Genomic DNA, 13,872 nt, shown 5'->3' with positions numbered 1-13,872 from the left:
TTCGCTCAGCTGCGGGCATGCGTGCCGCTGGGGGCGGCACGGGTGGGCGCAGCGGTACCCCGCTACGCCGGGCTGCGGGCCCACCCGGCCCCGGCGTCGGTGCCGAGCGGCTAGGGCAGCCCAGGTGGGGCTGTGGAGCTCCGTACCACCAGCTGCACCGGGATGTCTCCGCCCTCGGGTGCGCGGCCCTCCATGACGGCCAGGAGGGCCCGCATTCCCCGTTCCCCGAAGAGCTCCGCGTCCAGGCGGACCGTCGTCAGTTCTGGGTCGATCGCCGTGGCCAGGGCCAGATCGTCCAGGCCGGTGACCGAGACGTCGTCCGGGACGCGCAGGCCGAGACGGCGGATCGCCTTGTACGCGCCGGCGGCCAGTTTGTCGTCGTCGCAGACCAGGGCGGTGGGGCGCGGACCGGGGAGTGAGAGGGCGGCCTCCGTGGCCGTCACGGCGCCCTCGATGGAGATCGGCGCGCGGGTCGTGCGGACCGAGGTACCGGGTACATCGCTCAGCCGGCTCGCCAGTTCCCGGGCCCGTGCCTCGAAGGTCCAGGAGGGTACGTCCGCCGCCAGATGGAGGAAGCGGCGGTGGCCCAGGGAGAGCAGGTGTTCCGCGACCTGGCGGACACCGTCGGCGATGTCCAGGTTCACGGTCGCCGCACCCAGGCTCCCCTCCGGATCGCTGTCCAGCATCACCAGGGGCAGCTGGTCCCCGCGGATCGCGGTGAGCGCGTCCGCGGCCATGGAGGAGGCGATCACGCCGTCCAGGGCGGCCTGGGCGGAGGCGAAGGGGTCGCGGGCGGGGCCGACGCCCTCGGGGGAGGGGTAGAGGACGACCCCGAATCCGTGCTCGGCGGCGACACGGGCGGCGCCCGTGTAGACGCCCGCGAAGAACTCCGTGGTGAGGGCCGGTACCACCAGGAGGACCGTGCGGGTGCGGCCGAGGCGCAGGTTGCGGGCCGCGAGATTCGGGCGGTAGCCCAGGTCCCGGGCGGCCTCACGGACCCGCTCCGCCGTCGCCTCCGCGACGCGGCCGCGCCACTTGTCGCCCAGGACCAGGGAGACCGCCGCCTGGGACACGCCGGCGGCCTGGGCGACGTCCCGGCTCGTGGGGCGGGTGCTGCCTCGTGCCACCGTCGGGCCGCTCCTTCGTCTGGACTCGTGAACAGCGGACATGGTACGTATGAAACGTTGACGTTATACGTAAAACCTAGGACGGGGACATGGCTACGGGATACCTGGAGATCCTTCGGGCGCGACACGCCGCGCGGCTGCTCGTCGGCACGCTCGTGGGCCGGCTGCCCAATGCCACCGGCGCCATCGCGATCCTGCTGTTCGTGCGGGCGGAGGGCGGTTCGTACAGCCTGGCGGGGGCGCTGGCGGGTGTGTACGGCGTCGCCAACGCCGTGGGGCAGCCGGTGCTGGGCAGGCTCGTGGACCTGCGCGGGCAGCCGCGCGTGCAGTTGCCGGCGGCTGCGCTGTCCGGGCTCGCGATGGCCGCGTTCGCCTTCGCCGGGATCGGGTCGCTGCCGGTCGCGTACGGTGCCGTCGCGGCCGCGGGGCTCTTCACGCCGCCCCTGGAGGGCGGGCTGCGGGCCCTGTGGTCCTCGGTCCTCCGGAAGGAGGACCAGGTGCACACGGCGTACGCCATGGACGCCGTGGCCCAGGAGGTGATGTTCACCGTCGGGCCGCTGCTCGTGACGCTGTGCGTGTCCCTGTGGTCGGCCCAGGTCGCGCTGCTGGTGCTGAACGTGGTCGGGGTGCTGGGGGCGCTGTCCGTGGTGGTGTCGCCGCCGTCGCGTGCCTGGCGGTCGGCGCCGCGGGAGGCCCACTGGCTGGGCGCGCTGCGTTCTGCGGGGCTGCTGGCGTTGCTGGCGGCGTTCCTGTTCATCGGGATGGCGCTCGGGTCCATCACGGTCGCCTCGGTGCCCTACGCGGACGCGCACGGCGGTGACGCCGTGTACGGCTGGCTGATGGCGGCCCTGGGGTTCGGGGCGCTGGTCGGCGGCACCGTCTACGGGGCCCGGCAGTGGGCCGGTGAGCCCGCACGGCGACTCCAGGTGCTGGTGGCCCTTCTGGTGGTGTGTTACCTGCCACTGCTTCTCATGCCGGACGCGGTGCCCATGGTGGCGCTGACCGCGCTCGCCGGTGTCTTCCTCGCGCCCGCCATCGCCTGCGCGTTCGTCCTGGTCGACCGTCATGCCCCGCGCGGCACGGTCACCGAGGCGTTCTCCTGGCTGGTGACGACGTTCACCGTGGGCCACTCGGTCGGAGCGGGCGTCGCGGGACCCGTCGTGGAGGCGGGCGGGGCTCTGTGGGGCTTCGCCGTACCGGGTGCGGCGGGTGGCGTGTCCCTGCTGGTTTTGGCCGCCACAGGGCGGGTACTCGCAGCTCCCGGCGGGGGAGCGGTTGTTGTGTCCGGTTCGGAAAATGATCCAAACCGTGCCCCCGAACCCCGTTTCAGTTCAGGGGATCGGGCGTAATGTTCCCTCATGGACCGCCGCATTTTCGGGCTGGAGAACGAGTACGGCGTCACGTGCACGTTCAGGGGACAGCGCCGCCTGTCTCCTGACGAGGTGGCGCGGTACCTCTTCCGCCGTGTCGTGTCATGGGGCCGCAGCAGCAATGTCTTTCTGCGAAACGGCGCCCGCCTCTATCTCGACGTGGGCTCACATCCGGAATACGCCACACCGGAATGTGACAACGTGACCGAACTGGTCACCCACGACAAAGCGGGCGAGCGCATTCTCGAGGGACTCCTGGTGGACGCCGAACGACGCCTGCACGAGGAGGGAATCGCGGGCGACGTCTACCTCTTCAAGAACAACACCGATTCGGCGGGCAACTCCTACGGCTGCCACGAGAACTATCTGGTCGCCCGGCACGGGGAGTTCTCCCGGCTCGCGGACATTCTCATTCCGTTTCTGGTGACGAGGCAGCTGCTGTGCGGTGCCGGCAAGGTGCTGCAGACGCCGCGCGGAGCCGTCTACTGCGTCAGCCAGCGGGCCGAGCACATCTGGGAGGGCGTCTCCTCGGCGACGACCCGCTCCCGGCCGATCATCAACACACGCGACGAGCCGCACGCGGACGCCGAGCGCTACCGCCGCCTGCACGTCATCGTGGGCGACTCCAACATGTCCGAGACGACCATGCTGCTCAAGGTCGGCGCCACCGACCTGGTGCTGCGCATGATCGAGGCGGGCACCGTGATGCGCGACCTGACCCTGGAGAACCCGATCCGGGCGATCCGCGAGGTCAGCCACGACATCACCGGCCGGCGCAAGGTGCGCCTGGCCAGCGGCCGCGAGGCCTCCGCCCTTGAGGTGCAGCGCGAGTACTACGAGAAGGCCGTGGACTTCTGCGAGCGCCGCGGCATCCGCACCGGCACCGTCGAGCAGGTCCTGGAGCTCTGGGGCCGCACGCTGGACGCGATCGAGGCCGAGGACCTCGACCGTATCGGCACCGAGATCGACTGGGTCATGAAGTACAAGCTCATCGAGCGGTACCGCAGCAAGAACAACATGACCATGTCGCATCCGCGGGTCGCGCAGATAGACCTCGCCTACCACGACATCCACCGCCGTCGTGGCCTGTACTACCTGCTCGAGAAGAAGGGCCAGGCGGCACGCATCTGCAACGACTTGAAGATCTTCGAGGGCAAGTCGGTTCCGCCGCAGACCACTCGGGCCCGGCTGCGCGGCGACTTCATCCGGCGCGCCCAGGAACAGCGCCGTGACTTCACGGTCGACTGGGTTCACCTCAAGCTCAACGACCAGGCTCAGCGCACGGTCTTGTGCAAGGACCCGTTCCGTTCCGTGGACGACCGGGTGGAGAAGCTGATCGCCGGAATGTGAGGAAATGCGCCGGCGGGTATTCAGCCGGAACGCCACACGGGCGCCGTACGTTACAAGTACGGCGCCCTGCTCACGCCGTAGAGTTGCGCGCACGCCAACAACGAGATCGATCGATTACGAGGCCCCCACAGTGCGCCGACGCTCACTTCTCATCTCTGTACCCGCAGGACTGGCCACACTCGCCGCATGCGGCGACGACAAGTCGGATTCGAGCAAGGCCAGCGACAGTCCCTCGCCCTCGCCCTCGGCATCGGCTCCGTCCTCGGCGCCGCCGCCGAAGATCGTGGACGGTCCGCTGCCGGCGGTCACCGCGGGCACGAAGTTCGACGAGAAGCCGACGATCGCCAAGGGCAGCGGGGAACCGTCGAAGCAGCTCGCGGTGAAGACGCTGATCACGGGCAGCGGCAAGACCGTCGCGGAGAACGACTTCGTCGTCGCGAACTACCTGGGCCAGGTCTGGAGCACCGGAAAGGTCTTCGACAACTCCTACGACCGCAAGGCCCGCCTGGCCATCCAGCTCACCCAGGGCCAGATCATCGACGGCTGGCGGTACGCGCTGGCCGGCAAGAAGGCCGGCAGCCGTGTCGAGATGGCCGTCCCGCCGACCTGGGGCTACGGCTCGCAGGGCAACCCGCAGGCGGGCATCAAGGGCACCGACACGCTGGTCTTCGTCGTCGATGTGCAGGACACGTTCAACTCCAAGAGCTCCGCCGACGGCGAGAAGGTCGCCCAGGACGACGCGGACCTGCCCAAGGTCGGCACCAACACCGACGGCAAGGCCCCCTCCATCGAGGTGCCCAAGGCGACCGCCCCGACGAAGCTCGTCGCGGAGTACGTCCTGGAGGGCGAGGGCGAGAAGGTCGCCGCCGCCGACAGCGTCCTCGTGCAGTACAAGGGCGTGCTGTGGGACGGCGGCAAGGAGTTCGACTCCTCGTACGCCAACAAGCAGCTGGTGTCGTTCTCGCTCCAGCAGGTCGTCAAGGGCTGGGCGCAGGGTCTGACCGGCAAGAAGGTCGGCAGCCGGGTCCTCATCGTCATCCCGCCGAAGCTGGGCTACGGCGACAACCCGCCGCAGGGCAGCGGCATCAAGAAGGACTCCACGCTGGTCTTTTCGGTGGACATCCTCGCGAAGCTCTGACGTGCGGGGGATGTAAGACTGTGCGTGTTCGCCTTTTCGCAGACAAGCAGGAGCCAGAAACGTGAGCATCGACAAGCCCGAGATCGACTTCCCGGGCGGCGAGCCCCCGGCGGACCTCGAGATCAAGGACATCTGGGAAGGCGACGGCCCGGTCGCGCAGGCCGGCCAGACCGTCACCGTGCACTACGTCGGCGTCGCCTTCAGCACCGGCGAGGAGTTCGACGCCAGCTGGAACCGTGGCACCCCCTTCCGCTTCCCGCTGGGCGGCGGCCGGGTCATCCAGGGCTGGGACCAGGGCGTGCAGGGCATGAAGGTCGGCGGCCGCCGCCAGCTGACCGTCCCCGCGCACCTCGCCTACGGCAACCAGAGCCCGACCCCGCTGATCAAGCCCGGCGAGACGCTGATCTTCGTGGTCGACCTGCTCGGGGTCTGAGCAAGGTTCGGACAGACCCGATCACGCGGGGCCCATGCCTGTTCGGGCATGGGCCCTCGGCTTTGCCGGGCCACCGCGGGGCGGTACGGTCATCGGTCGTAAGCACCATAGGGAGGCGAAGGGCGTCGATGGCCATTGCCAAGGCCGAGCGGCTGATGAATCTGGCGCTGTGTCTGCTCGGGACGCGGCGGCCGCTCAGCAAGCGTGAGCTGCGTGACTCCATCGAGGCGTACGTCGAGGCCTTCGGACCGGGGAACGGCGCCACCGGATCCGACGACTCCTTCAACCGCATGTTCGAGCGCGACAAGGACGACCTGCGCGAACTCGGACTGGTCATCGAGACCGTCGAGAGCCTCGACGGCGACATCGGCTACCTGGCCCGGCGTGACAGCAACCGCCTCCCGCCCATCACCCTGGACGCCGAGGAGGCCGCGGCCCTCGGGGTCGCCGCCAAGGTGTGGCAGCAGGCCCGGCTCGCCGGCGCGGCCAGCGGTGCCCTGCAGAAGCTGCGCGCGGCCGGCCTCCCCGAGGACGTCGACCCCTACGGGCAGCACGGCGCGCTGGAGCCGCGGATCCCCGTGCACGAGGCGGCGTTCGAGCCGCTGATGCTCGCCTGCCGGGACCGCCGCCCCGTCGTCTTCGACTACCGCAAGGCCACCGCCGCCCACCCCGAGCAGCGGCACGTGGAGCCCTGGGCGCTCGAGTGCTGGCGGGGCCACTGGTACCTCGCGGGCTGGGACCGCGACCGGGGCGCCGAGCGGGTCTTCCGGCTCTCCCGGATCACCGGCAAGGTCCGCTCGCGCGGCGGCCGCTACACCGCGGACGTGCCGGACGTCGTCACCGTCCGTGAGACCGTCGCGAGCTGGGCCGGGGAGATCGCCGACCGCTCCGCCCGGATCCGGCTGCGCTCGGGCGCGGGATACCCCCTTCGGGCGAAGGCCACCGTCGTACGGGAACTCGGCGACGGCTGGGACGAGTTGGAGATTCCGTACGGCCACGGGCTGGACGCCTGGCTGGTGGAGTTCGGGCCGGACGTGGTCGTCCTGGAGCCCGCCGAGCTGCGGGCAGACGTGGTGGACCGGCTGCGGGCCGTGGCCAAGGGCTGAGGGGGAGCGGACGAGACAGTGGCAGGCAAACCGGTCAGGCCCGTGAACGCCATCGACCAGACCCGGCGGATGCTCTCGCTGGTGACGTATCTGAAGGAGCGCCCCGGCGCCCGGGTCGAGGACGTCGCGCGCGCCTTCGGCATCACCGAGGACGAGCTGGTCTCCGACCTCGACGTGCTGCCCATGTGCGGCACCAGCTTCCGCGGCGGCGATCTGCTCGACATCGACACCGACGGCGAGCGCATCTGGTGGCACAACCCCGACGATGTCGCAGAGCCGCTGAGGCTCGCCGCCGACGAGGCCACCGCCCTGCTCGTCGCCGCCCGGGCCGTGGCCACGCTGCCCGGACTGCGCGAGAGCGACCGCCAGGCGCTGCTGCGGGCGACGGCCAAGGTGGAGACCGCGGCCGGCGAGACGGCGGGGGCCAGCTCGCGCCTGTCGGTGACCTTCGAGTCCGAGGGCGGGGTCTTCGCGGACGTCGACCGGGCCATCGCCGAGCGCCGCCGTCTGTGGATCCGCTACTACTCGCCCGCGCGCGACGAGGTCACCGAGCGGGAGATCGACCCCATCCGCCTGGTCAGCGTCGGGCACACCTACGTCGAGGCCTGGTGCCGCCGCTCCGAGGCGCGCCGCACCTTCCGGCTCGACCGCGTCGCCGAGATCAAGATCCTGGACGAGCCGTCGGCGCCGCCGGAGATCGAGCTACGGGACCTGTCGGAGGCCCTGGTGCAGCCCGCGGCCGAGGACCCGGAGGTCGTGGTCGAGGTCGGGCCCGGCGGCCGCTGGGTCGCCGAGTACTACCCGCACGACAGCGCGGACGAACTGCCCGACGGCGGCCTGAAGATCACCTTGCGCACGCCCGACCCCGCGTCGCTCCGCCGCCTGGCGCTGCGGCTCGGGCGGGACGGCCGCATCGTCTCGCCGCCGGAGCTCGCCGACAGCGCCCGGCAGGCGGCCCGCGAGGCGCTGACGGCGTACGACGGGATCGAGGCGGCCGGGACGGCCGGCGCGGTGGAGACGGCCGAGACCGGCGAGCCGCGCGGCGTGAGCGCGGTGCGCCTCGCCCCGGACGGGCCGGACGGCGGGCACGCGTGATGCGCGGGTGCCCGCGGCGTCGACGGCCGAGTGGGACTGCCCCCGGCACCGGCCGCGGTGCCGGGGCACGGACCCGGCCGGCGACGCTGGTGAGCCGGCCCGTATCGGTGTCACCCGGGCGCCCCGGAGGCGTCCGATCCCAGGAAGAGGAGCGAGGCCTGTGAGCGAGTCGGTGACGCCCGGTGCGCGCGGCATGACGGTGGAGTCCGCGTTCGCCGGGATGACGAGCGTGTCCCCGGTGGTCTTCAAGGCCGGCTGTCCGGACTGCCGGGAGCGCTTCGAACTCACCGCCGGAGCCCTGCGCCTCGCCATCGGCGCCAGCAGCCGCACCACCTTCTACTCCTTCACCTGCCCGGAGTGCGGCGCGTCCGTCCGCAAGCCCGCGGGGGAGCGGATCGTGGAGCTGCTCACCGGCGGCGGTGTGCGGACCCTGCGGCTCGCTCCGGCCCTCTGAGGGTCTGGGCGTCCGTCCCTCCCGGAGGGTCTAGGCTCGACGGCATGTTCTGGCCGATGTTCGCGGTTGCCGTGGGGTTCGTGGGTCTCGCCGTGCTCGGGGTGCTCGCCGTCCGGGTCTTCGTGGAGGCACAGCGCCTGGGCAGGCAGGTTTCGGACTCCGCGCGCCGTATCAACCGGGCCGCCGAGGACCTGGAGCGGGCCGCGGGGAGCGCGGCCCGGTCCGTGGACGCCCTGTGAGCCGTTCGGCAGGCGGCTGTGAGTTGCGCTTTGGGACACTTCGCCCTGTCACCTCTGTGGTTCGGACAGGTACTCTGCTGATCGCGGCCCGGTTAACGAGGCACTGGCCGCGGACGGGAGTACGCACAGGAGATGCAGAGGGATTGCCCCGCGTTTACCCCTGAGCGTTACGATCGCTGTCAACACGATCGTTCGGACATATGTCCGACCGGTCGGACAGCATCCCACCCCAGCCGCCTCGGTGAGAAGGTAAAGACTTATGTTCGGAAGGCTCGGAGCCCCCGAGATCATTCTCATCCTCGTCGTCATCATCCTGCTGTTCGGCGCGAAGAAGCTTCCGGACATGGCTCGGTCGCTCGGCAAGTCCGCCCGCATCCTCAAGAGCGAGGCCAAGGCGATGAAGGACGAGAGCAAGTCGTCCACGACCCCGGCCGGCCCGCCCAACAACGACGAGCAGCCCTCGCAGCGCACCATCCAGGCAGCGCCCGGTGACGTGACCAGCTCCCGCCCGGTCAACGAGCCCACGGACACGACCAAGCGCTGAAGCAGGGCCGGTGACCTCCGGCCCGCCGCACGAGATGGGAACGTGGGTTGCTGAAGTCTGCCCGCAAGCAGGAGAAGGATCCCGAGGGGCGGATGCCCCTCGCGGAGCACCTTCGCGAGCTCCGCAACCGGCTCGCCAAGGCGATGCTGGCGATCGTCGTCATCACGGTCGTCGCCGCCTTCTTCTACAACGACATCATCAACTTGATCACCAAGCCGATCCTCGACTCGGTCGGCTGTGACAAGACCTTCCAGGAACTGGCCGCGTCGCGGGCGTCCTCCAAGCCGTGTGCGCAGATCACCATCAACGGTCTGATCACCCCCTTCACACTGGCGCTGAAGGTGTCCCTGATGGCCGGTGTCGTACTGGCCTCGCCGGTCTGGCTCTACCAGCTGTGGGCCTTCGTCGCGCCGGGTCTGCACCGGCACGAGAGGAAGTACGCGTACGCGTTCGTCGGCACGGGCGCCCCGCTGTTCATCATCGGCGCCTACTTCGCCTACACGGTGCTTCCCACCACGGCGAAGGTGCTCCTCGAGTTCACCCCGGGCGGCACGTCCAACCTCCTTCCGCTGGACGACCTGCTCGACCTGGTCATGCGGATGGTGCTCGTCTTCGGCCTCTCCTTCGAGCTGCCCCTGCTGCTGGTCATGCTCAATCTCACCGGAGCACTCACCGGCAAGCGCATGCTCGGCTGGTGGCGCGGCATGATCATGGGCATCACGGTCTTCGCGGCCATCGCCACGCCCAGCACCGACCCGCTGACGATGCTGATGCTCGCCGGGCCGATCTGGGTCCTGTACTTCGCGGCCGTCGCCTTCTCCCTGCTCAACGACCGCCGTCGCAGCCGTCGCGAGGCCCTGGGCCCCGCCGACGACGAGGCCTCCGAGCTGGATCTCACGCCCGACGACATCGGCGAGATCGAGCCCGTGACCAGCGGCCGCGCCGCCCTGCCCGAACAGGCGAGTTCGGACCGCTCGGACCGGGTCAACGGTTATGACGACGTGACCTGAAGATCGGCAGGCAGCTCATAGGGTCGGTCGCGTGACCAGCGAGATCACCCTCTTCGTCAACCCCACCGCGGGCCGCGGCCGGGGCGCCCGCGCGGCGCAGCCGGCCGCTTCCGCTTTGCGGGCGGCCGGTTTCTCGGTGCGTACGGTGCTCGGTGAGGACGCCGCCGACGCCCTCACTCGCGCGCGTGCCGCCGTCGAGGGCGGCACCGGAGCGCTGATAGCCGTCGGCGGCGACGGCATGGCCAACCTCGCGCTGCGGGCGGTCGCGGGCACACGCACCCCGCTCGGCCTGGTCGCCGTCGGCACCGGCAACGACTTCGCCCGCGCCCTCGGCCTGCCCGTGCGCGAGCCGGCCGCCGCGGGCCGCATGATCGCCGACGCCCTCAAGTGCGGCCGGATCCACGACATCGACCTCGGCCAGGTCGGCGACCGCTGGTTCGGCACGGTCCTCGCCTCCGGCTTCGACTCCCGCGTCAACGACCGGGGCAACCGCATGCGGTGGCCCTCGGGCCGCCTCAAGTACGACCTGGCGATGATCGCCGAACTCGCCGAGTTCCGGCCCGTCCCGTACCGCATCCGGCTCGACGACGGGGAGCTCCGTGAGATCGAGGCGACCCTGGTGGCCGTCGGCAACGGCTCGTCGTACGGCGGCGGAATGCGGATCTGCCCCGGCGCCGACCTCACCGACGGGCTGTTCGACATCACCGTGGTCGGGGACTGCAGCCGCACGACCCTGCTGCGGGTGTTCCCGCGGGTGTACCGGGGGACCCACGCCGGGCATCCGGCGGTGACCGTGCTGCGGGCGTCCCGGGTCGAGATCGCCGCCGACGGGATCACCGGGTACGCGGACGGTGAGCCGCTCGGCCCGCTGCCGCTCAGCGCGCGCTGCGTACGCGGGGGCGTGCGCGTCGTCGGCCCCTGAACTGCGCCGATCCCCGGTTTCACAGGAATGGATCCGGATAATGATCGTCCTGTTGTCAGTGCGGCCCGGTACGCTCGAAAGCACGATGACAGAGGACCTCTCACCGGCCGAGCGGTACGCGGCAGCCCGCAAGCGTGCTGTCGAGCAGGCCACCGCGCTCGCCTCCTTCCGCGAGATGTACGACTTCGGCCTCGACCCCTTCCAGATCGAGGCCTGCCAGGCGCTCGAGGCGGGGAAGGGCGTCCTGGTCGCCGCACCCACCGGCTCGGGCAAGACGATCGTGGGCGAGTTCGCCGTCCACCTCGCTCTCCAGCAGGGCAAGAAGTGCTTCTACACGACACCCATCAAGGCGCTGTCGAACCAGAAGTACGCCGATCTGTGCCGCCGCTACGGCACGGACAAGGTGGGCCTGCTCACCGGCGACAACAGCGTCAACTCCGACGCCCCGGTGGTCGTGATGACCACCGAGGTGCTGCGGAACATGCTGTACGCCGGTTCGCAGACCCTCCTGGGCCTCGGCCATGTGGTGATGGACGAGGTGCACTACCTCTCCGACCGGTTCCGGGGCGCCGTGTGGGAAGAAGTGATCATCCACCTTCCCGAGTCGGTCACGCTGGTATCGCTGTCGGCGACCGTGTCGAACGCCGAGGAGTTCGGCGACTGGCTCGACACCGTCCGCGGTGACACCGAGGTGATCGTCTCCGAGCACCGGCCCGTGCCGCTGTTCCAGCACGTTCTCGCCGGGCGGCGGATGTACGACCTGTTCGAGGAGGGTGAGGGCCACAAGAAGGCCGTCAACCCCGACCTCACACGCATGGCCCGCATGGAGGCGAGCCGGCCGTCGTACCAGGACCGCCGGCGCGGCCGGTCCATGCGCGAGGCCGACCGCGAGCGCGACCGCAGACAGCGCTCCCGGGTCTGGACGCCGAGCCGGCCCGAGGTCATCGAACGGCTCGACGCCGAGGGGCTGCTGCCCGCCATCACCTTCATCTTCAGCCGCGCCGCTTGCGAGGCCGCCGTCCAGCAGTGCCTGTACGCGGGCCTCAGGCTCAACGACGACGAGGCACGCGAGCAGGTACGTTCACTCGTCGAGGAGCGCACGGCCTCCATCCCGACCGAGGACCTGCACGTCCTCGGCTACTACGAGTGGCTGGAAGGCCTGGAGCGCGGCATCGCCGCCCACCACGCGGGCATGCTGCCGACCTTCAAGGAGGTCGTCGAGGAACTGTTCGTACGCGGCCTGGTCAAGGCCGTGTTCGCGACCGAGACTCTCGCCCTCGGCATCAACATGCCCGCCCGCTCGGTGGTGCTGGAGAAGCTCGTCAAGTGGAACGGCGAGCAGCACGCGGACATCACCCCGGGCGAATACACCCAGTTGACGGGGCGTGCGGGGCGGCGCGGCATCGACGTCGAGGGCCACGCCGTGGTGCTCTGGCAGCGCGGCTCCAGCCCCGAGCACCTTGCGGGCCTGGCCGGCACACGCACATATCCGCTGCGCTCGAGCTTCAGGCCGTCGTACAACATGGCGGTCAACCTGGTCGAGCAGTTCGGCCGGCACCGTTCGCGAGAGCTGCTGGAGACGTCCTTCGCGCAGTTCCAGGCGGACAAGTCGGTCGTCGGCATCTCCCGCCAGGTGCAGCGCAACGAGGAGGGTCTCGAGGGCTACAAGGCCTCCATGACCTGCCACCTCGGCGACTTCGAGGAGTACGCCCGGCTGCGCCGCGAGCTGAAGGACCGCGAGAACGACCTGGCCCGGCAGGGCGCGGCACAGCGGCGCGCCGAGGCAGCGGTCGCGCTGGAGAAGCTGAAGCCCGGTGACGTCATCCATGTGCCCACCGGCAAGTACGCGGGCCTGGCGCTGGTGCTGGACCCGGGCCTGCCCGCGGGCCGTTCGAACGGCCACCGGGGCTTCGAGCACCACGACGGGCCGCGCCCGCTGGTGCTGACCGCCGAGCGGCAGGTGAAGCGGCTGGCGTCCATGGACTTCCCGGTGCCGGTCGAGCCGCTGGAGCGGATGAGGATCCCGAAGTCCTTCAACCCGCGTTCCCCGCAGTCCCGTCGGGACCTCGCGTCCGCGCTGCGCACCAAGGCCGGGCACATCCCGGCCGACCGGCACCGCAAGCGGCGCTCCCAGGCGGCCGACGACCGCGAGATCGCCCGGCTGCGGACCGCACTGCGCGCACACCCCTGCCACGGGTGCGACGACCGTGAGGACCACGCCCGTTGGGCCGAGCGCTACCACCGGCTGCTGCGGGACACCTCGCAGCTGGAGCGGCGGATCGAGGGCCGTACGAACACCATTGCGCGGACGTTCGACCGGATCGTCGCGCTGCTGACCGAGCTCGACTACCTGCGCGGCGACGAGGTCACCGAGCACGGCAAGCGGCTCGCGCGGCTGTACGGCGAGCTGGACCTGCTCGCCAGCGAGTGCCTGCGCGAGGGCGTCTGGGAGGGGCTCGGCCCGGCGGAACTGGCGGGCTGCGTCTCGGCGTTGGTGTACGAGGCGCGCGCGGCGGACGACGCGATGGCGCCGAAGCTGCCGTCGGGGAAGGCCAAGGCCGCGCTGGGTGAGATGGTGCGGATCTGGGGGCGGCTGGACGCGCTGGAGGAGGAGTTCCGGATCACCCAGACCGAGGGTGTCGGACAGCGTGAGCCGGACCTGGGGTTCGCCTGGGCCGCGTACATGTGGGCCTCCGGGTCGGGGCTCGACGAGGTGCTGCGTGAGGCGGAGATGCCGGCGGGGGACTTCGTGCGGTGGTGCAAGCAGGTGATCGATGTGCTGGGGCAGATCGCGGCGGCGGCACCGCAGGGGTCTTCTGTCGTGAAGAACGCGCGTAAGGCTGTTGATCTGTTGCTGCGGGGGGTTGTCGCCTACTCGTCGGTGGGGTGATCGTTTGTTGCGCGGGTGTCCGTCCGGATGTGGTTGCTCGCGCAGTTCCCCGCGCCCCTGATGGGGCGTTGTCCTGAGGCCACTCACCCGTCACGGTGAGTGGTTTTCGTATATCTGTACGCCGTTACGTACTGCATTCGAACGATGTCGCAGCGTGTAAACGACCGAGCGTACTATCCCTTCGCGTCCGGTTT

At 70.5% G+C, this 13,872-nt stretch carries 13 protein-coding genes; 12 read left to right on the top strand and 1 reads right to left on the bottom strand.

What is annotated here, in order from left to right:
• Window positions 1-110: 110 nt before the first annotated feature.
• Entirely contained in the window at window positions 111-1,127 is a 1,017-nt protein-coding gene (locus ACWIF2_RS23430) for a LacI family DNA-binding transcriptional regulator (RefSeq protein WP_454362582.1), read from the bottom strand.
• Window positions 1,128-1,216: 89 nt separating this feature from the next.
• On the opposite strand from ACWIF2_RS23430, the gene ACWIF2_RS23425 reads away from it, so the two are divergent.
• From ACWIF2_RS23425 to ACWIF2_RS23370, 12 genes are all read left to right on the top strand, one after another.
• On the top strand, window positions 1,217-2,476 hold the full coding sequence (locus ACWIF2_RS23425) for an MFS transporter (RefSeq protein ID WP_454362581.1): 1,260 nt from the start codon (window positions 1,217-1,219) through the stop codon (window positions 2,474-2,476).
• 9 nt (window positions 2,477-2,485) lie between these two features.
• Window positions 2,486-3,847: a Pup--protein ligase gene (gene pafA / locus ACWIF2_RS23420; protein ID WP_184597419.1), complete on the top strand. Its 1,362-nt coding sequence runs from the start codon at window positions 2,486-2,488 to the stop codon at window positions 3,845-3,847.
• A gap of 130 nt (window positions 3,848-3,977) precedes the next feature.
• Window positions 3,978-4,985, top strand: a complete 1,008-nt coding sequence (locus ACWIF2_RS23415) for an FKBP-type peptidyl-prolyl cis-trans isomerase (RefSeq protein ID WP_454362580.1) — start codon at window positions 3,978-3,980, stop codon at window positions 4,983-4,985.
• Between the two features lie 61 nt (window positions 4,986-5,046).
• Window positions 5,047-5,418: an FKBP-type peptidyl-prolyl cis-trans isomerase gene (locus ACWIF2_RS23410; protein WP_184597416.1), complete on the top strand. Its 372-nt coding sequence runs from the start codon at window positions 5,047-5,049 to the stop codon at window positions 5,416-5,418.
• A gap of 128 nt (window positions 5,419-5,546) precedes the next feature.
• Window positions 5,547-6,524 (top strand): helix-turn-helix transcriptional regulator, encoded by a 978-nt coding sequence (locus ACWIF2_RS23405; protein ID WP_454362579.1) that lies wholly within the window; start codon window positions 5,547-5,549, stop codon window positions 6,522-6,524.
• 18 nt (window positions 6,525-6,542) lie between these two features.
• Entirely contained in the window at window positions 6,543-7,619 is a 1,077-nt protein-coding gene (locus tag ACWIF2_RS23400; protein ID WP_454362578.1) for a helix-turn-helix transcriptional regulator, read from the top strand.
• A gap of 160 nt (window positions 7,620-7,779) precedes the next feature.
• A complete protein-coding gene (locus ACWIF2_RS23395) occupies window positions 7,780-8,073 on the top strand; it encodes a hypothetical protein (protein WP_454362577.1) in 294 nt (97 codons plus the stop codon).
• 44 nt (window positions 8,074-8,117) lie between these two features.
• Window positions 8,118-8,312 carry a hypothetical protein gene (locus ACWIF2_RS23390; protein WP_454362576.1) on the top strand — a complete coding sequence of 65 codons (195 nt, stop codon included), beginning with the start codon at window positions 8,118-8,120 and terminating at the stop codon, window positions 8,310-8,312.
• Between the two features lie 259 nt (window positions 8,313-8,571).
• Window positions 8,572-8,856, top strand: coding sequence for a Sec-independent protein translocase subunit TatA (gene tatA, locus ACWIF2_RS23385; protein ID WP_184597412.1), 285 nt, complete (start codon window positions 8,572-8,574; stop codon window positions 8,854-8,856).
• A gap of 47 nt (window positions 8,857-8,903) precedes the next feature.
• Complete coding sequence (gene tatC / locus ACWIF2_RS23380; RefSeq protein ID WP_454362575.1) at window positions 8,904-9,866, top strand: twin-arginine translocase subunit TatC; 963 nt, start codon at window positions 8,904-8,906, stop codon at window positions 9,864-9,866.
• A 31-nt stretch (window positions 9,867-9,897) separates the two neighbouring features.
• Window positions 9,898-10,788, top strand: coding sequence for a diacylglycerol kinase (locus ACWIF2_RS23375; RefSeq protein ID WP_454362574.1), 891 nt, complete (start codon window positions 9,898-9,900; stop codon window positions 10,786-10,788).
• A 40-nt stretch (window positions 10,789-10,828) separates the two neighbouring features.
• Window positions 10,829-13,678: a DEAD/DEAH box helicase gene (locus ACWIF2_RS23370; protein WP_454362573.1), complete on the top strand. Its 2,850-nt coding sequence runs from the start codon at window positions 10,829-10,831 to the stop codon at window positions 13,676-13,678.
• Window positions 13,679-13,872: the final 194 nt, after the last annotated feature.

This window comes from Streptomyces sp. NPDC055506 (genome assembly GCF_053643595.1).
This window is presented reverse-complemented; position numbering and strand designations above follow the sequence as displayed.

Coding starts and splice junctions, on each gene's coding strand:
- ACWIF2_RS23390 (WP_454362576.1), top strand. CDS start 8,118: ATGTTCTGGCCGATGTTCGCGGTTGCCGTGGGGTTCGTGGGTCTCGCC.
- ACWIF2_RS23405 (WP_454362579.1), top strand. CDS start 5,547: ATGGCCATTGCCAAGGCCGAGCGGCTGATGAATCTGGCGCTGTGTCTG.
- pafA (WP_184597419.1), top strand. CDS start 2,486: ATGGACCGCCGCATTTTCGGGCTGGAGAACGAGTACGGCGTCACGTGC.
- ACWIF2_RS23370 (WP_454362573.1), top strand. CDS start 10,829: ATGATCGTCCTGTTGTCAGTGCGGCCCGGTACGCTCGAAAGCACGATG.
- ACWIF2_RS23425 (WP_454362581.1), top strand. CDS start 1,217: ATGGCTACGGGATACCTGGAGATCCTTCGGGCGCGACACGCCGCGCGG.
- tatA (WP_184597412.1), top strand. CDS start 8,572: ATGTTCGGAAGGCTCGGAGCCCCCGAGATCATTCTCATCCTCGTCGTC.